This is a genomic window from Streptomyces sp. NPDC005963, from assembly GCF_040638655.1.
In the GTDB taxonomy this organism is placed as follows: Bacteria; Actinomycetota; Actinomycetes; order Streptomycetales; family Streptomycetaceae; genus Streptomyces.
In genome coordinates this window covers 31,333-47,688 of record NZ_JBEXVD010000033.1, presented here as the reverse complement: position 1 = coordinate 47,688, position 16,356 = coordinate 31,333, and the positions used below count along the sequence as shown (strand labels likewise).

17 protein-coding genes, 1 pseudogene and 1 CRISPR repeat array are annotated in these 16,356 nt (G+C 68.9%); of the genes and pseudogenes, 10 read left to right on the top strand and 8 right to left on the bottom strand.

Features of this window, described 5'->3' with window-relative positions; translation table 11 throughout:
* Window positions 1-193: 193 nt before the first annotated feature.
* From ABZ348_RS30520 to ABZ348_RS30505, 4 genes are all read right to left on the bottom strand, one after another.
* Complete coding sequence (locus ABZ348_RS30520) at window positions 194-328, bottom strand: hypothetical protein (RefSeq protein WP_358938523.1); 135 nt, start codon at window positions 326-328, stop codon at window positions 194-196.
* Window positions 321-479, bottom strand: coding sequence for a hypothetical protein (locus ABZ348_RS30515; protein WP_358938521.1), 159 nt, complete (start codon window positions 477-479; stop codon window positions 321-323). The genes ABZ348_RS30520 and ABZ348_RS30515 overlap by 8 nt, the downstream gene beginning before the upstream one ends.
* Window positions 476-817, bottom strand: a complete 342-nt coding sequence (locus ABZ348_RS30510) for a hypothetical protein (protein WP_358938519.1) — start codon at window positions 815-817, stop codon at window positions 476-478. The genes ABZ348_RS30515 and ABZ348_RS30510 overlap by 4 nt, the downstream gene beginning before the upstream one ends.
* Before the next feature lie 153 nt (window positions 818-970).
* A complete protein-coding gene (locus ABZ348_RS30505) occupies window positions 971-1,582 on the bottom strand; it encodes a hypothetical protein (protein WP_358938517.1) in 612 nt (203 codons plus the stop codon).
* 381 nt (window positions 1,583-1,963) lie between these two features.
* Between ABZ348_RS30505 and ABZ348_RS30500 the strand changes: the two genes are divergently transcribed.
* The 9 genes from ABZ348_RS30500 (at window position 1,964) to ABZ348_RS30460 (ending at window position 12,002) form a co-directional block, all read left to right on the top strand.
* Window positions 1,964-2,698: a GntR family transcriptional regulator gene (locus ABZ348_RS30500; protein WP_358938515.1), complete on the top strand. Its 735-nt coding sequence runs from the start codon at window positions 1,964-1,966 to the stop codon at window positions 2,696-2,698.
* Window positions 2,699-2,942: 244 nt separating this feature from the next.
* A complete protein-coding gene (locus ABZ348_RS30495; protein WP_358938513.1) occupies window positions 2,943-4,172 on the top strand; it encodes an XRE family transcriptional regulator in 1,230 nt (409 codons plus the stop codon).
* A 332-nt stretch (window positions 4,173-4,504) separates the two neighbouring features.
* Window positions 4,505-4,774, top strand: coding sequence for a helix-turn-helix domain-containing protein (locus tag ABZ348_RS30490; protein ID WP_358938511.1), 270 nt, complete (start codon window positions 4,505-4,507; stop codon window positions 4,772-4,774).
* 2,119 nt (window positions 4,775-6,893) lie between these two features.
* Window positions 6,894-8,093, top strand: a complete 1,200-nt coding sequence (locus tag ABZ348_RS30485) for a hypothetical protein (RefSeq protein ID WP_358938509.1) — start codon at window positions 6,894-6,896, stop codon at window positions 8,091-8,093.
* Window positions 8,090-8,905 carry a DUF721 domain-containing protein gene (locus tag ABZ348_RS30480; protein WP_358938507.1) on the top strand — a complete coding sequence of 272 codons (816 nt, stop codon included), beginning with the start codon at window positions 8,090-8,092 and terminating at the stop codon, window positions 8,903-8,905. The genes ABZ348_RS30485 and ABZ348_RS30480 overlap by 4 nt, the downstream gene beginning before the upstream one ends.
* 1,617 nt (window positions 8,906-10,522) lie before the next feature.
* A complete protein-coding gene (locus tag ABZ348_RS30475; RefSeq protein WP_358938505.1) occupies window positions 10,523-10,957 on the top strand; it encodes a hypothetical protein in 435 nt (144 codons plus the stop codon).
* A 273-nt stretch (window positions 10,958-11,230) separates the two neighbouring features.
* Window positions 11,231-11,491: a hypothetical protein gene (locus ABZ348_RS30470; protein ID WP_358938503.1), complete on the top strand. Its 261-nt coding sequence runs from the start codon at window positions 11,231-11,233 to the stop codon at window positions 11,489-11,491.
* Window positions 11,488-11,862 (top strand): PIN domain-containing protein, encoded by a 375-nt coding sequence (locus ABZ348_RS30465; RefSeq protein ID WP_358938501.1) that lies wholly within the window; start codon window positions 11,488-11,490, stop codon window positions 11,860-11,862. Before ABZ348_RS30470 ends, ABZ348_RS30465 begins: the two co-directional genes overlap by 4 nt.
* Window positions 11,859-12,002 (top strand): hypothetical protein, encoded by a 144-nt coding sequence (locus tag ABZ348_RS30460; RefSeq protein ID WP_358938499.1) that lies wholly within the window; start codon window positions 11,859-11,861, stop codon window positions 12,000-12,002. The genes ABZ348_RS30465 and ABZ348_RS30460 overlap by 4 nt, the downstream gene beginning before the upstream one ends.
* Window positions 12,003-12,020: 18 nt before the next feature.
* On the opposite strand, the gene ABZ348_RS30455 is transcribed toward ABZ348_RS30460, so the two are convergent.
* Entirely contained in the window at window positions 12,021-12,410 is a 390-nt protein-coding gene (locus ABZ348_RS30455; protein WP_358938497.1) for a hypothetical protein, read from the bottom strand.
* Window positions 12,411-12,460: 50 nt separating this feature from the next.
* Here ABZ348_RS30455 and ABZ348_RS30450 point away from each other — a divergent pair, with 50 nt between their 5' ends.
* Complete coding sequence (locus ABZ348_RS30450) at window positions 12,461-13,156, top strand: DUF721 domain-containing protein (protein WP_358938495.1); 696 nt, start codon at window positions 12,461-12,463, stop codon at window positions 13,154-13,156.
* A gap of 312 nt (window positions 13,157-13,468) precedes the next feature.
* Window positions 13,469-13,735: direct repeats of the CRISPR family, unit length 27 nt; unit sequence GTCGGCCCCGCGCTGCGGGGATGATCC.
* 154 nt (window positions 13,736-13,889) lie between these two features.
* On the opposite strand, the gene ABZ348_RS30445 is transcribed toward ABZ348_RS30450, so the two are convergent.
* The 3 genes and pseudogenes from ABZ348_RS30445 to ABZ348_RS30435 all read right to left on the bottom strand — a co-directional run.
* On the bottom strand, window positions 13,890-14,051 hold the full coding sequence (locus ABZ348_RS30445; protein WP_358938493.1) for a type II toxin-antitoxin system RelE/ParE family toxin: 162 nt from the start codon (window positions 14,049-14,051) through the stop codon (window positions 13,890-13,892).
* Between the two features lie 80 nt (window positions 14,052-14,131).
* Entirely contained in the window at window positions 14,132-14,392 is a 261-nt protein-coding gene (locus ABZ348_RS30440; RefSeq protein ID WP_358938491.1) for a type II toxin-antitoxin system Phd/YefM family antitoxin, read from the bottom strand.
* Window positions 14,393-14,484: 92 nt separating this feature from the next.
* Window positions 14,485-16,356: pseudogene (locus ABZ348_RS30435) on the bottom strand (hypothetical protein); the annotation flags it as partial.

Sequence of the window (16,356 nt, the reverse complement as noted above, 5' to 3'; positions counted from 1 at the left end):
CCAGGCCATAGGAACGGGCCGCCCGAGCCGCAGCGTGCTGCGCGGCTCGGGTGGCCCGTATCGGAACAGGAGCGGTCACTCCGGGACGCAGAACCCGCAGGAGACCTCACTGCCAGGGTTGAGGCAGCCGCAGTTCGGGCACGTCCACGACCTGAGGGCCTGGAGCAGTCGGAGCAGGGTCACGGGGGCCTCCTCAGCGGGGCGGGATCTGGGCGAGGGCCTGCGCAAGTCGCCGCTGCGCTTCCTGCGCGGCGGCGAGATCGGCGGCTGCTTTCTGACGTGCCGCCTCCAACTGCGCGGCGGCCTGTCGGCGTTCTTCGTCACTCACCACGCGCCGCCACCAGTCCGAAGGTCAGAAGGGGCTGGAGGGTTTGGCGCATCTCGCCGAGGGGGCGCCGGGCCCGACTGCCGGCCAGCGCGGCGCGGCGGTCACCGTCGGCGACCAGGTGCCGGACAAGCTGGTGGAAGGCGTCGCTCACCGGACCCCCAGCCCGTTGCACGAGCCGCAGGACTCCCACGACTTGCGGGTCACGCCGCCGGAGCTGGTGTCGACCGTCCGGCCGCCCGCGCCCTGGCAGTCCGGGCACGCCGTACCGGCCTGGATGTTGATCCGGGCCCTCATCTCCGCGAGGGTGCGCGGTGCGCGCCTGCCGAGCTGGGCTGCGTGGTGGTCGCCCTCGGCGACCAGGCGCCGGACAAGCTGGTGGAAGGCGTCGTCATCGTGCGGTTCGAGCCAGGTGTCCTGGTCCTCACGCTCGATGTCGTCGATCACCCTGGCCTTCAACTGCGGGCCGGTCAATGTCATGCTGTGTCGCATCAGGTCCTCCGTCGTAAGGTCCTGGACAGCCCCGGGGCTCTCATCCCTGGGGCTGTCGCCGTTCACTCCCCAATTGGGGAGTCGACTGCCGTACGAGCAGCCACGGCCGCCGCCACCCTGGTTCGTCGGGGTGGCAGCGGCCGTGGTCGTTCGTCAGCTCGCGCGGAGCTCGGGGCGAAGCGTCGTGAGCGGCACCGGCGGTGCGCCCAGCGGTGCGTCGCCGTCGGGCAGCTGGGCGCGCCGGGTGTCAGCGTCGCGGACGGCGGACGCGGTCGACGCCCACTTGATCTCGCGCAGGAGCCACAAGGGCCGGCTGTCGCCGGAGTCGTCATCAGTAGGCGCCTGCTTCTGCGCGGCGATCTGACTGACGGCTGGGGCCGGAGCGACCTTCGGCTTCCGCAGCACGGTGGTCTTGCGGCGGTGGACGGTCTGCGAGTTGCCGTCCTCCAGATGCTCCTGCCACTTCTTGACCGTGACGTCGACGGTGATCAACCGGTTGCTGCCCAAGCGGCAGCGGGCAGCAACATCCTTGCCCGCACGGCCGGTGTCGTGCGGCACGAGCTTGGGCTTCTTGGTCTGGATACCGGTGATCGGCACCCACGTCCGGCAATCGGGGCAGATCAACGATGCGCACGCCGGGCGCAGGTCGTACTGGTGGGTCTTGAGGGTGGAGATGACGAGTGCCGGGCGGGCGTTGACGGTGCGGGAGCGGGTCCGGCTCCGTCGGGGTCGGGCGGCGGTGCGCTCAAGGGTCGAAGCGGACATCTGGACTCCTTGTGGACGGAGTGGCAGGGGGCGCGTTGCGAATGCTCTCTCTGCCCTCCAGGCCGCACGGCACGAGACCGGCGTCCCGTAGGACAGACAGCGCACAGCGCTGCAAGGTGCACGTTGTCGCGGCCGTCAGGCTCCGGAGGAGTTCGATGGTGCTCTCGCGCCCTCGGATCTCCCAGCGAGCTGAGGAGGGCTACTCCGGCCACCCCGAAGGGCGGACGACTACTGCGGGTTCAGCGGTGATGCAGACTGCGGCCCGTACTTCTTGAGACACTCGCCGCAGTTCCAGAACTATGCACCACAGTTCCGGGACTGTCAACAGTTCCAGAACTGTGGTTGACTGTTCTCATTCGAGATGACAAGGGAGGAGGTCTCATGCCTCCGAAATGGCAGCGCATCGCCGATGAGTTGGCACGACAGATCGCTGACGGCTCGTATGCGCCAGGCGACTACCTGCCCCACATCAGAGAGCTGGTGGCTCAAGGCAAGGGGTCGATCACCACGGTCCATGCGGCCTACAAGGCCCTGGAAGCGGAGGGGCTCGTGATCAGCTCGCGAGGTCACGGCACACGAGTGCTGCCGCAGGACGCCGCTCCGGAAAGTGCGGTTAGCGGCCTCGGGCGTCTGAACCGGTTGAAACGAACCGGGCGCCCCTACGGGCCACGGGAGACCTCGACAGACCACGTCGTGGCGCTCAGATCCTGCGCCGATCCGGAGTTCTCCGAGCTGCTGGGTATCGAGCTCTACGACGAAGTCCTCCTGCGTGGACGGACCTTCGTGCGAGGCGGCAAGCCCACCGTGGTCGCGCTCTCCATCATTCAGCTGCGCGCGCTGAACGCTGTGCCGGAGCTCATGCAAAAGGAGCGGATGCCCCGTTTCTGGCAGGAGCTCTACACCGAGCGCACGGGCGTAGAGATCACTGCCGATCCAGAGAAGCGTGGAGCGCGCCTCGCCTCCGACGATGAGCTGAACAAGTTCGGCATCGAGGTACCGAGCAATGTCGCGGTACCTGTTCTGGTCCTCCGCAGTGTCTTCAGGGACGAGGAAGGGCCGATCGAGGTCTGGGAGGACGTCTACCGCCCGGGCATGTGGCAGGTGGGCGGTGAGTAGCTCTGGCGTCGTCATGGCTTGCATCAATCCTTCAGCGGGGACTGGTTCACCGTCCATGACGTCCACCACTACAGAAAGTGACAAGCGGGGGTGACATTCAAGATGTCACCCCCACTTGTCACCTCCGCTCGGTTGGGAGGAGGTGCCATGCTCAGCCACAGAAAGGGCGACCTCCTGTTCCGCAGGCACCAATCCGGCGGAACGCAGAATGCGCCGCTGCACCATGCGGGGAAGGGGAACTGCGATGGATGAGCGTCCCGACTGGGCTCGCCGGATGGTGGAGGAGCGGGCTGCGCGTGATTGGTCGCAGGCCGACGCGGTGCGCGCGCTGATGGCCCGTCTCCCTGAGGACCAGGTCGTGGGCGAGCAGGACCTGCTGCGCCAGTGGAAGCGCTGGGAGGCTGGTGCCGCGCAGCCGGTGAAGTACCGGTCGGCCATCGCCAGCACCTTCGGCACGACCACTGGCGCGTTCTTCCCCGAGAGGTCGCGCCGGGACGGCCGCGCGGAAATATTGCAGGTCAGCGGTATGGACACCGTGGACATCATCGCGCGCCTGCGTGCGTCGGATGTGGATGTCGCGACTCTGGACGCGCTGCGGATCACGGCGGACCGGCTGTGCTGCGAGTACGCGTACATGCCAGCCGACCAATTGCTTCTGGAGGGCAAGGCGTGGCTCGCCCGAGTCGTCGGCCTCCAACACCAGCGGGTCAGCCTGGCGCAGCACCGCGAGATCATCGCGCTCGCTGGGAAGTTGGCACTGCTGGTGGGCTGTGTGGAGTACGACTCCGGACGTCCGCGCGACGCGGAGGCAACCCGGCAGGCCGCGCTGATGCTCGGTCAGGAGGCTGGGGAGTTGAGCGTGCAGGGCTGGGCGCACGAAATGCGGGCGTGGTTCGCGCTTACCCGGGGCGACTACCGCGGCGTCATCGCGGCTGCGGAGGCCGGCATCGCTGTGGCGCCGACCGAGAGCGTCGCCGCGCAGCTGTACGCACAGAAGGCGAAGGCATGGGCCAGGTTGGGCGACCGGTCGCAGACCGAGGTCGCGCTCGACAAGGGACGTCTGATCCTCGAACTCCAGCCGTACCCCGAGAACATCGAGAACCACTTCGTCGTCGACCCCGCAAAGTACGACTTCTACCGCATGGACGCACTAAGAAAGTCGGGCGAGAACCGGCTCGCGGAGCAGCTGGCCAATGAGGTCATCCGAGCGGGCACGGATTTCGACGGGACGGAACGATCACCCATGCGGATCGCGGAAGCCCGCGTCACGCTCGGCGTGGTCGCCGCGCGCGAGGGTGACCTGGACACCGCGCTCGCCTACGGGGAGCGGGCCCTGACGGGGGAGCGTAAGTCGTTGCCATCGCTCGCGATGGTGGCTGCCGACCTTGGGCAGGCTCTTCAGTCTCACTACGCCAACGCCACCGAGGCTCAGGCGTTCGTCGCCCATCTTCGCGAACTGCGAGGAAGCCGGTGACCCATGGACTGACCTTCGCCCGAAGCCGTTGACAGCCGCTCAAGTCCTGCTTCCGTGTGGCAGGACGCTTTGTGCACCGGCTTACCGCCCGGCAGGAGCTTCGGAGTTCCGAGTCCAAGAGCGCTGGAACGGCCGCTCGAAATCTGTTCCGATTCAGGGGCATCCAGGGTCCACCTGTGCGTTCTCACGTCAGGAACGGGCGGTCGTCAGCGGGGGAGGGGAGCCTGATGAAGTCGATCGGTGTCTCGTATGGCAACACGCTCGTTGTCGTTAGCGAAGATCGCCGGAAGCATGTATCTTTTGGGGAATCATTCCCTACGGTGGAGGTTCCGATGTCCGATCCGCTGAGGCGAATTGACGCCCTGGTGGAGGAGGACACCCTCCCCTCGCCCCAAGTCCGGCAGCAGCTTCGGCTCGCCGCCGGCCTCACTCAGGCCGAAGTCGCAGACGCCATCGGCGTCAAGCGTCTCGCGGTCGCACGGTGGGAGGCCGGGGCTACCCAGCCTCACCGTGGGAATCGCCGCGCGTACGCACATCTCCTTCGGAAGCTGGCCGTAAAGCATCCGGACGCCGCCATCGAGGCGGCGTCCGATGGGAGATGACCTAACACTTCCCACTGCTTCCGGGTTCGCCGACGCCGCCTTCGGTATCGAGGGGGTCGGGATGACCTAGGTCATCGGCCGCGCGCTAAAAGAGGTGGACAGCAATCCACTTCGGCCGCGCGGCCCGGCTCTCCGACCATCAGGTCGGCCGCCCAGATTCCGGTTAGCGCCGGCCCTGGGCTTCAGCTCTTCGAGCGTTCTTCACTCACTGCAAAACCCCGCTTTGGCAAGCGGGTCGTTCCACCGGCAGTCGCCCCCGGCAAGGGGCTTCGGCCGCTCGTTCCACCGGCCCCGGCAAGGGCCGTCGGAACACGAATCCGCGCAACAACCACCAGCAAGGAGGTCGCCGCACTTCGCACGTCCAGCCCGAGGGCCGTCCGCACCACCCGTCCGAATCACCTCAAGGAGCGAACAGCCCGCCTCTGGTTCCTCGTCCGGCCGCCCGCTTCTCACGAAGGGGGCGGACAACCACACATCCGCACATCTGGCTCGGCCGCCCCGAGGGACTCTGGTCGGTCCAGCTATATGGAAGGTAGGTCGTTCTCATAGTGCCTGAGAGTGGTGTCCCTTGTCAGCTTGACCCTGTCCGTTTCACCCCGGTTCAGGCATGGCGATCTTCCCGCACGACGGGATCGACGCCCGATTCACCCCTATTTCCCCCTTTCCTGCCGGAAGCCTCGTTTCCGGTAGGAACCTACAAGGGCGCGCCTTCCGGGGACGTTCGGTGAGCGCCGTGGCGGCGTCGGCCGCTGGTGTTGTTCAGCGCGAGGGCCGGGGTGGTGTTCCTCGGCAGCGGGATCTGCGTTCGGTTCCCTCACTGCCTGGCTCGGCTCCCGTCTGGGGTCTGGGTGAGCCGTTGGCGTTGGGGCGGGATGCGCGTGCCCGGCTGGGTGGCGCGGTGCGTGCTCTGTTGAACATGCCGGAGCTAGAGGGTGTGGCTGATCCGGTGCGTCTAGCGGCGGTCGTGCTGATGGCGAAGTCGCCGACCGAGTCAGGAAAGGTGGAGATCCGGGCTGCGGAGCTGGGTCGGTGGATCGGGCTGTCGGGATCGCGGGTGTCGTCCGCGGTGGTGCCGGTTCTGCGCCGTTCGGGCGCGGTGGAGATCGAGACGCTGCCGGGTGAGTTCGGCGAGGACTGGGGTCTGCGGTGCACCGTCGTGGCGCTGCGAGATGCCCGGCGTGTGATCGGGCACCCCCTGGCCCTATCCAAGGCCGAGTTGGCGACGCTGTTGCGCTTTGTGGAGGGTTTGTTCGCGCCGGGGTGGGTGCGGCCGGATGGTAGGGGTACGCCGCCCGGGCTGCTGGCGTCGCGGACGGGGCGCGGTGCGGCGACCGATCGGCTGGGTCTGCTGCTGCTGGCGCTGGAGGCCAGAGAGAACGGCCGGGTGCGATTGTGCGGGGGTCGGGTGGACAAACATCGGGGACGTGTCGCGGCGACGCTGGCTAGGTTGCTGGGCTGCGCGCTGCCGGGTGCGGAGCGGGTTTTGGAGCGGCTGGAGGACAGCGGTGTGGTGGAGCGGCCTCGGTTGGGGACTGGATCGGATTTGTCGCAGCGGACTCGGCTGGTGATTCCGGCGATCGCGGCCGCGCACTGTGTTTCCCTGGTGGGGTCTGCGGCTCGGGAGGACCGCGCGGGGGACGGCGGTTCGTCTGTTTTGTCGCCCGACGATGCGGCAATGCCTGGAAACACCCCGGAGCGGAAGGGAAACCCGCAGGTCAGCGAGGTGCGGGAGGAGCTAGAGCCCGGGTTTTCAGACCCCGACGATGCGGCAGCCCTTCACACTGATCACTCTTCTGTGGTTACTCCCGTAGTTCCTCCGCAGCTCTCTGGTGGTTTTTCCGGCGAAGGCCGTGGGGCTGACGGCCGTCGGCCGGAGCGCGTGTGCGCGGGCGAGGACCCGGCCGTCGCTGGCGATGACGCCGCTGCCGGTTCGGCGTTGCCGGTGGTGGAGGGCGGCCCGCTGCGCGGGGAAAAGCCGAAGGAGTCCCCGGTCGATGAGCGTGATGGGCAGCGCACTGCCGTAGCTGGGGCCGGTGGCCGGCCGCAGGCCGGGGGGTGGGGGGTGGGAAAGGCGCAGCAACGGCGGCGGGTGGGCCTACCTGATGATTTTCGTCTGCAGGTGGCCCTGAGGCCGGTCTCGTGGCTGTGGGAGGGTCTGTCCGGGTGGCAGCAGGACCGGGTGGAGGCGGCGGCGAAGGCGGAACTGGCCCGCCTGGAGGGACTGTTGGCGCTGCCGGGTGGTGCGCCGCGGCTGCTGGCTGACCGGCTCACCGATCGGCTGGAGGAGGCTGGCGGCGAGGCCCTGATTAAGCGCCCGTATCCGTGGCTGATCCAGCGGGGCCTGGTGCAGCGCCAGGCGTGCTCGGACCTGCGGTGCGACGACGGGATGAGGCTGGACACCGGGACCGGGTGCGAGAACTGCGCCAACGTCATCCACATCCGCCGCGGCTGGCGGACCCAGGCAGCGGCTGATGTCGACCGGGAGCAGCCCGGCCTCGACGGGGAGGCGCGCCCGCAGGCCGTGGAGGCCCGTCTCCAGGAGTACGCGGCGCTGGACGCCGAGGACTTCGTGTGGCGCCGTGAGCAGGCCGCCTTGAAGCAGTCCCTGCGCGCTGCGGCCCGTGCGGCTGACCAGGAGCGAGCGGAAGCCGAACGCGCGGCCGCGGCGGCCGCCGATGTGGTCCGGCAGGCGCTGGCGTGCAAGGACTGCGGGCAGGCCCGGTCGGCCGGGCTGTGCGAGGCGTGCGACCACCGCCGTCAGACCGAGACCCTGACGGTGGAGGCCGGGCTGGTCGCGGCGGCCGGGTCCGCCGACCTGACCGACCCGAGCAGCATCGCGGCCGCCCTCGCTGGGGCCCGCACGGCCATCGGCAACGCCACCGCCGCCGAGTGGCAGGAGTTCCTGCGGATCACCGACGTGGCCACCCTGGAGGCCGATCCGCAAGGTGCTGCGGACGCGTACGCGTTCACCGCGTTCCAGACCGCGCAGCAGGCCGTCGGCGAGCACCGCGAGAACGCTCTGACGATGCTGCGCGGCACCCCGGAGGCCGAAGCCGAGGCCCGCCGGGCGTTCCGGGCAGAGCAGGGCCGCCCCTGGTTCCGGAACAACCCGACCGGCGCGGACGCCGTTGCCGCCGCGACGAAGGCCGCCGACACGGCGAGGGACCGCGTGGCCGCGTACCTGCTGGCCGCGCGGCTGGAGCAGCTGCGCGAGCAGGCCGCCGCCCGGCCCGAGCGGCCCGCGTCGTGGGCGCAGCGGCTGCCCGGCCTCGCCGCCCGCCCGCTGGACGCCGACGCCGCCGGGGCGGTGATCGCATGACCGGCGAGCTGAGCGGCGTCGACCTAGCCCGCCAGGCCCTCATCGCGGCCCGGGAGGCGGCGAAGAAGAACGGCGCCATCACCAGGAAGCCGAAGCGGCGCACCACCACCGTCGTACGCCGTGACGACCGTGAGCCGCTCGGGCTCGGTGCGGCGATCGGCATGATGATGACCGAGCGCGGCATCGTCGCCCCGGCCGCCGGCGGATCCGTCCTCGCCGACTTCGACGGCATCCTCACCGCAGCCGTGCCCGAGCTCGCCGGGCGCGTGAAGGCGGCCGCGTTCGACGCGGACACCGGCCGCCTGGACGTCGTCCCCGACGCCCCGGCCGTCGCAACGAAGCTGCGCTGGAGCTGGAGCGCCCCGAAGCTGATCGCGGCAGCCAACGCGGCGGTGTCCGGCGCAAACGTCCGCGCCCTGCACGTCCTGGCGCCCGCACCCGCGAGGACCGCCACCGTCACGGTCGCCGCCGACCCGGCCCCACAGCCGGCCGCGCCGGTGGAGCGCCGGACCCCGCCGGACGGTTACCGTCGCGCGATCGAGGCGCACCGCCAGGCCATGGTGCCGTCCCGGGTCGACCCCGGCATCGCGGACGCGGTGGAGCGGCAGACCGCCGCGATGCGGGAGCTGTCCCGTCGCGCGTTCCCCGAGCCGCCCACGGTGCCGGACGACGCGCCGGCTCCGATCGACCAGGCCCGCCTCCAGCGCCGCCGCCAAGCCGCCGTGACCGAGGCCGCCGCGCAGCGCAGGGCACGGCAAGAACGCGCGGGCATCGCCGTGCCGCAGGCCGTTGCACTGCGCACGACAGCATGAACAGCCTGTCCCTACGGCGCCCGGGCGGCCCGTACGGCGACGGTCGCCTTCAAGGTGCCGACAGGGTCACCCGGCGGGGTGGATCGATTCCCTCCCGCGGGTGATCCCTTCCAGCTTGGGTGGCACGGCACTGGTCGAATACGGTGACGTGCCATTCGTGGATTTCCCGCAGCACTCGGCGTACCGCGTTCCGACCAAGCGCCCTTTCCTCTTGCGGGAACTGCGCTCCCGGCTTCCCAGCGTGGACGATCGCATCCGAGCAATCCCCGACTATGGGGACCCCACGGAGTACGACGCGATCGCCGACTCCCTCTACCAGGTGTTCACCACGGTCCGGAACCTGGCCCCGTCGAGGCACTCCACGAACTGCTCGATCCACCCGGACGGCCCCGTGGATCCTGAATCCCCACCGGGCTGGGGGCAGTGCCTGTTCTGCAACAGCAACCGCCGCCTCGGGGACCCCCGCGCCCGCCAAGGAGTCACCAACGCACCCCTTCAGTACGAGATTCCGCCGCCCCCCTACAGTCACGAAGTCCTGCTTGAGCGGATGCGGCGGATCAACGACGTCTCCTTCGAACTCCACTACCGTTCGCCGGACGAGGACTTCGCACTCGCGGCAGACCTGGTTCATGGAGCCTTCATCATCGCTCGTGAACTTTCCCGGCCGCGATCATCCTCTCGATGCCTTCGCCACCCCGGAGCCCCTCTAGACCCCGCTGCTCCGGGAGGCCCCCGCTGCCTGTTCTGCGCTGTCGCCGAAACACGCAAGGGCGCCGCCCCGCCCCCGCAGATCCAAAGCCGAAATCGCCGGCTTCCTTCACGGAACCATCGCCCCTGAACTCCCACCACTAGCAGAAGGTGATCCACCTGCCCTCCCCCTACGAGCATCTGACCACAGCGGAAGAGCTCCTCCACCAGGCCCGCCAGCTACTCGTAGAGGGCCGCCATCATGCGGCCGTCGGCCACACCCAACTCGCGTCGGCCTATCTCGAAGCCGCTGCCGCCCGCGAACGGATCATCCCTGAGCCACCACCCCTACCCGCGGCGCGATTGGGGCCACTACCGGCGTGGTGTGGCACCTGCGATGGCCCCGATCTCGGACTGCGATGGATCCAGGTCACACTGCCCGGCGACGAAGTCCGTATGGCCAAGTGCCCCAACTGCCACCCAGCCGCAATGCAGAACACCTCCGCTACCACAAACGGCGAACCACTCGCCACCTCCGACTCCGGCGATAGCGCTCCCGCAAGCTCATCATCCTGAAACCGCATCACTCGAAATTCACGTGTGGGATCTCAAATCCCGTGTCGGAATATCACGGTTGATGTCGGATGGAAGTCGGATCAGTCGACCCCGCACCTGTGGAAATGGTCCGGTCCACAACGCGGATCTGAAACTGTCGATCGGCTCGGCTCCGCATCCGCGGGGGCGGATTTCCGGCGGCCGATATGCGTGTGTGGGCAGCGTGCCTGCGAGGTGTTGCACCCCGCCCGGCCAGGCCGGGCGGGGCCCCTTCGCGGACATGACCCGAACCTGAGCCGGGCCGCCGGGGATCACCAAGAGCCCCGACCGGACGTTGACCCAAGGACACGAGCCCGCCACCATGGAGGCCCTCTGATGGACCGTGAACTAACCCTAATCTGCTCGACCTGCGCCCAGGAGATCGCCCAGGACGACGGCTACCTCTGGGTCAACCGCCGCGAGGCCGACACCGCCCAGCAGGCATACCAGGCTCTGGAGCAGCGGCAGACCGACCCCCTCAACGGCAGCGTCTCGTTCGACCTGGCTGACCTCTGCGCCCTCCCGGCCCCCGCCGCCTGGCGCGCCGACCACCGGGACTGCGACCTCGAACGCGAGGACCCGTTCCACTACCGCATCCCCGCCGCCCGCCTCCACCTGCGCGCCGACCTCCTCGACTGGACCGCCCACCTCACCGAGAAGGTCTGGCTGCCCCACACCGACTGGCGGGACCTCCTGCGCGAGACCCGCACCGGCAGCGCCCGCCTCGCCGTCTCCGGCCCCCGCCCGCCCGCGCACCTCGCCGCGTTCTGAAAGCCGCAGCTCAGAGCAGTTGCCTCAAAGCGGGCCCGGGGGCGACCCGGGGGCGTCCGCGCGCCCGGACGTGGGTCCCGGACCTGCGCCCCGACCCCACGGCGTACGCCACCCAGGCGCCTGATCAATTCTCGGACCGTCGCCGCGGCGAACGACGCGGTCACCGCGTGAACGGGGCCGGCGTGCTCTTTCCTGAGCGTGGCGGCCATCGACCTGGGAGAGGATGGGGTTCTGGCCTGACCCGCGCGTTCTACTCGCAGTAGAATCGGGGGTATGGCGGATCAGGACACGAGCATCAAGACGACCAGGGATGTCCGCGACCGGTTGCGGGCGCTGGCCCGCGAGCGCGGCACCACGATGAACGACCTCCTAGAGGAGCTGGTGACCAGGGAGCTGACGCAGCAGGAACGCGAGCAGCGGGCGCAGCTGGCGATGGAGGAGATCCAGCAGACCACCGGGGTGACGGTGTCGGGTGAGGCGCGGGCCAGGGCCCAGGAGTTTCTCCAGGAGCTGGAGCGAGGCCACGCCGCGTGATTCGTGTCCTGCTTGATCACACGTGCGTGCAGGCGCTGGCTGAGGGAGACGAATTCCTCAATGGCCTGTACGTCGAGGCCAGCTACGGGCACGCCGAGCTGGTCGTGCCCGCGCTGTCGGCGGTGGCCGCGGAGCGGGAGAAACGCGGTGCAGGGCAGCATGTGCTGCAGCGCAGGTTCCTCGTCGTGGACGACTACACGCGGGATCACGCTCTCATGGGCGCTGCCTGGGCGCGCATGGACTGGCGGATCATGCACCCTGCTGCAGCAGCGATCCTGGCCGAACGCGCTGGTGTCAGCGCCACGCTCCTCTCGCTCGAACCGAGTGCCTACATCGGCACCGGTGTGGGCGCCCTCAATCCCAGAGAATGACGCCCCTGGGCACGCCGGACGTCTACGTCGTCCGCCTGAGCGAGGCGGACGTCGTAGACGGCGACCTGGACCCGTGGTTCGACTGGGTGGACCAGGTGACTGAGGAGATCGGCTTCCACGGCGACAGCACCCGCCCGTAGCGGCCGTCACCAGCCTTTCTACCGGGAGGGGTAGGCGGTGCGTAGCCGGGTCAGCAGGTCCTGTACCTGGTCCGGGGAGAAGGCGGTCACGTCGGCTTCGTCCACCCCGTGAACGGCGAGGGTCCATTCGCCCGAGGCAGAGGAGCTGACCTGAATGGGCGGCTGGGCCATCCACATCACGTCGATGCCGCGCCGGACGACCACGGCCACGAGTCCGGGCACCGACGCCGCCGCTCGGCCGCCCGGGTCGCCCATGAGGAAGTCGGCGAGCGCCTCGGTGGGATCGTGGCCCCGCAGGCTTGTGGCGGAGGTAGCGATGTTCCCGCCGCCGGTGTGGACGAGGGTGACCGCCATGTGCGTGCAGTCCTCATGCCGTTGCCACGGCGGGGTCTTCCAGGTGAAGGTCATCTCCGCATCGTGCCCAGCCCACAAAGCAGTCGGCAGCCGAACGAGCAAGGATGTCCTGCGCTCCGGCGATTCCGGACACATGGTGGCTGGTCTTCGCCGAACGCGGCTGGGACGCGGCCGCCCGCTGCGGCAGTGTGCTCGACCAGTGGCCCGCCATCGCCCCCGAACTCGCCGGGAAGGTCGCCGCCGTCTCATTCGAGGAGGAGACCCGGACCCTGCACCTGCGACCCTGCTCCGACGCCTACCGCACCCAACTCAACCTCCACCAGCGCCAGATCATCGCCAAGGTCAACGCGGCCGTCGGCGAGAACACCATCCGCCACCTCAAGATCCTGGTACCCGGCGGCGTCGACGCCCCCGCCGCCCCGGCCCCGGCCCCGCCCGCGTACGGCACCGCACCGGTGCGCGCGGAGCCAGCCCCGGCCGGGCAGTCGGCCGGGCCCCGGCCGAAGAATCCCGGGTACCTGGCCGCGCTCGCCGCCCACCAGAAGCACCCGAACACCCACGACACCGCCATGGACGCCCGCGTCCGCGCAGCCACCGAGGACCAGACCCGGCGACTGCGGCAGAACCGGGAGCCCGAGGAGGCGTTCACCGAAATCGCCGCCCAGGAGGAGATTCTCCAGAAACAACACAAAAAGGCCCATGCCTCGGACAGGCTGGAGACCAGTGTCCGGGCCGCGCTCGCCCACAAACGGCGCGGGGAAGTCCCGGCCCCGGCGCACCGGCTCTCTGCGGCATCATGACAACCACGCCGAACGGCCCGTACAGCGACGATCTCCACCCCGGAGACCCCAGGGATGGCCGGGGTGGAGATCGCCCGCCAGTGATTCACAGAGCCCACCAGCGGCATACAGGCGGTCAAGGGACCGAAGTCGCCCGCCGCGACAGTCCCCAGCCAGCCGCAGCGACCCGTGGCCGGCTGTATCCACGACACGGTGAACACCCGCCACTCACCGATAAACTGACGGAGGCACAGCGTGGCAAACTCGCCACCCCTCCAAACACAACTGAATAAAAACCCCCATGATCACCGACAAAGGACCAGGTCAACAAGTGTCGGCCCCGCGCTGCGGGGATGATCCTGAGCGTGTCGACAAATCGTCGGCGAGACGTGCGTCGGCCCCGCGCTGCGGGGATGATCCTCCGACGACGGACCCGTCGCTGAGCAGGTCGAGGTCGGCCCCGCGCTGCGGGGATGATCCCGCGCACGTGACGCGTCTCGGGCGGCAGCTGGTGTCGGCCCCGCGCTGCGGGGATGATCCGGCCCGTGCGACGGGGTGGCCGTCCGGGACGCGGTCGGCCCCGCGCTGCGGGGATGGTCCCTGGCTGGCAGCCGGCGCCAGGCCAGGTTCTGGCTGCCAGCCCGCGGCGGTTCCGGCGGAGATGGGGCCGGGTGACGGAGCCGCCTCGGGACGCGCCTCTATGCTCCCCTGCCGCGCGGCCCGGTCTGCGGCGACACACCCAAGGGGGGCGGAGTCAGCGGAGGCGTCCGAGGTGTATGACGTTGACGCGGATCTGCCGATCGGTGATCTCGTAGAGGACGCGGTAGCGGCCGACATGGATACGCAACATGTCGCTGTTGCCGAACGCGCCCTTCGGCCGTGGTTGGTCGGCGAGGCGGTCGACGGCGGTGAACACCTGTCATACTCCGTCGGGGTCGTCCTGGGCGAACTTCTACGACTGGGTAAGTGCCTCGGGCTCCCAGATGACCTCGTAGCTCATGCCCCGGATCCGCCGAACACACGGCGCTGCGCTTCGTCGTGCGGGATGCCGGCGTTCTCGCCGCGTTCCTGACGGGCGCGGTAGGCGGCCGGCGCGCGCAGCTCCTGGAGCTCCAGGGCGTCGGCGGGGCTGATGATTATCGCGATGGTGTGGCCGTGGTCGGTGATGGCGACCGGTTGCCGGGTGGCGCTGACTTCCGGGGCAATGGCGCCGAGGCGGGCGCGGGCCTCCACGATCGAGTACGTCGTCTCCGCCATCCACACCACGTTACAGAAGTGAGCACATGTGAGCAGGCTTCCGCAGCTGCTCGGCCCCGCTGACCAGGTCTCCAGTAGGCGCACCGCAGCGGTCAGGCGTCTGTGTTCCGTGGGCAGACAGGGCTGCGGTTTCGATCTGGGAGGTACAACGAGCGTTCGGTCGAGGTGAAGTCTCGGTGAAGCGCGCGGCAAATCTTGCGTATTGCTTCGTACGATCCGGGAAGGGACACATCCCAGAGGTGCACGGTGTTGTCTTCGCCGGCGGTTGCGAGGGTCTTGCCGTCGGGGCTGAACGCCAGTGAGGAGACGCCGCCAATGTGGCCAAGGAAGGTGGTGCTGCGCGTTTGGCCAGTGGCCACGTCCCACATGCGCACCGCCCGGTCGTCACTTTCGTTGAATGCGGCTGCGCCCGTGGCGAGGGTCTTGCCGTCGGGGCTGAACGCCACCGAGAAGCCGCCGCCGGTGTAACCAAGGAAGGTGGTGCTGCGGGTCTGTCCAGTGGCCACGTCCCATAGCCACACCGCCCAGTCTTCACCCAGTGCTCCGACGGCGAGGGTTCGGCCGTCAGGACTGAACGCCAATGAGGCTACGTCGTCGGTGTGGCCGGTGAGAGTGTGGCGGACCTTTCTCGTGGGCACATCCCAAAGCCGTACGGCCGTGTCGAAGCTGACGGTTGCGAGGGTCTTGCCGTCAGGGCTGAACATCATGGAGAAGACACCGGTGTAGCCGGTGAAAGTGTGCCGAACCCTTTTGGACGTCACATCCCATAGCCTTACGGGTCCATCGACGCTCGCCGTGGCGAGGGTTCGCCCGTCGGGGCTGAACGCGACCGCGTTGACGCCGCCTCTATGTCCGGTGAAGGTGTGCCGGACTTTGCCGGTGGTCACGTCCCACAGCACCGCGTCCTTTCCTTCTGGCGCGACGGCGAGGGCGCGGCTGTCGGGACTGAACGCGACCGAGAAGATCGCGGTGTAGCCCGTTAAGTTGTACCTGACCCTTCTGGACGCGACGTCCCACAGCCGTACGGATCCGTCGCTGCTGGCAGTGGCGAGGGCGCGGCCGTCAGGGCTGAACGCGACCGAGGTTACGTCGTCAGTGTGACCAATGAGGATGTGGCGGGCTCGGCTACCCGCCATATCCCATAGCCGTATGGAACTGTCCCTGCTGGCAGTGGCGAGGGCGCGGCCGTCAGGGCTGAACGCGACCGAGGTTACGTCGTCAGTGTGACCAATGAGGGCGTGCTGGATCCTTCTGCTGGTCGTGTCCCATAGCCGTACAGTGGTGTCGCTGCTGGCAGTCGCGAGGGTCTTGCCGTCAGGGCTGAACATCATGGAGAAGACACCGGTGTAGCCGGTGAAAGTGTGCCGTACCGTTCCGGTGGCCGCTTCCCACAGCCGTACCTCCGTGCCGAAGCTGGAGGTCGCGAGCGTACGACCATCAGGGCTGAACACCACCGAGAGAACACCGTCTTTGTGGCCAGGAAGGATCTGCTGGACCCGTTTGGTGGTCACATCCCATAGGACTACCTTCCCGGACTTGCCATCCTCCGTCCCGACGGCGAGGGTGCGTCCGTCCGGGCTGAACGCCACCGAAGCAGCACTGGTTGCATAGCTCGTGTGGCCGGGGAGGGTGTGTCGGGTCTTCCCGGTGGTCACATCCCACAGCGCTATGTCCTCGTACTCTGGCCCCACAGCGAGGGTGCGACTGTCAGGGCTGAACGCGAACGAGAGGATGCCGCGCGTGTGGCCCGTGAGCGTGTGGCGGACCTTTCTGGAAGCTACATCCCACAACCGCACGGACCCGTCAGCCCCGGCGGCGGCGAGGGTGCGTCCGTCCGGGCTGAACACGGCCGAGGAAGCACCGCGCGTGTGGCCCGTGAGCGTGTGGCGGACCTTTCTGGAAGCTACATCCCACAACCGCACGGACCCGTCAGCCCCGGCGGCGGCGAGGGTGCGTCCGTCCGT

Excerpts from the sequence above, each read along its gene's own strand:
- ABZ348_RS30510 (WP_358938519.1), bottom strand. The coding sequence starts at position 817 with ATGCGACACAGCATGACATTGACCGGCCCGCAGTTGAAGGCCAGGGTG.
- ABZ348_RS30505 (WP_358938517.1), bottom strand. The coding sequence starts at position 1,582 with ATGTCCGCTTCGACCCTTGAGCGCACCGCCGCCCGACCCCGACGGAGC.
- ABZ348_RS30500 (WP_358938515.1), top strand. The coding sequence starts at position 1,964 with ATGCCTCCGAAATGGCAGCGCATCGCCGATGAGTTGGCACGACAGATC.
- ABZ348_RS30495 (WP_358938513.1), top strand. The coding sequence starts at position 2,943 with ATGGATGAGCGTCCCGACTGGGCTCGCCGGATGGTGGAGGAGCGGGCT.
- ABZ348_RS30490 (WP_358938511.1), top strand. The coding sequence starts at position 4,505 with ATGTCCGATCCGCTGAGGCGAATTGACGCCCTGGTGGAGGAGGACACC.
- ABZ348_RS30480 (WP_358938507.1), top strand. The coding sequence starts at position 8,090 with ATGACCGGCGAGCTGAGCGGCGTCGACCTAGCCCGCCAGGCCCTCATC.
- ABZ348_RS30475 (WP_358938505.1), top strand. The coding sequence starts at position 10,523 with ATGGACCGTGAACTAACCCTAATCTGCTCGACCTGCGCCCAGGAGATC.
- ABZ348_RS30470 (WP_358938503.1), top strand. The coding sequence starts at position 11,231 with ATGGCGGATCAGGACACGAGCATCAAGACGACCAGGGATGTCCGCGAC.
- ABZ348_RS30460 (WP_358938499.1), top strand. The coding sequence starts at position 11,859 with ATGACGCCCCTGGGCACGCCGGACGTCTACGTCGTCCGCCTGAGCGAG.
- ABZ348_RS30455 (WP_358938497.1), bottom strand. The coding sequence starts at position 12,410 with ATGACCTTCACCTGGAAGACCCCGCCGTGGCAACGGCATGAGGACTGC.
- ABZ348_RS30450 (WP_358938495.1), top strand. The coding sequence starts at position 12,461 with ATGTCCTGCGCTCCGGCGATTCCGGACACATGGTGGCTGGTCTTCGCC.
- ABZ348_RS30440 (WP_358938491.1), bottom strand. The coding sequence starts at position 14,392 with ATGGCGGAGACGACGTACTCGATCGTGGAGGCCCGCGCCCGCCTCGGC.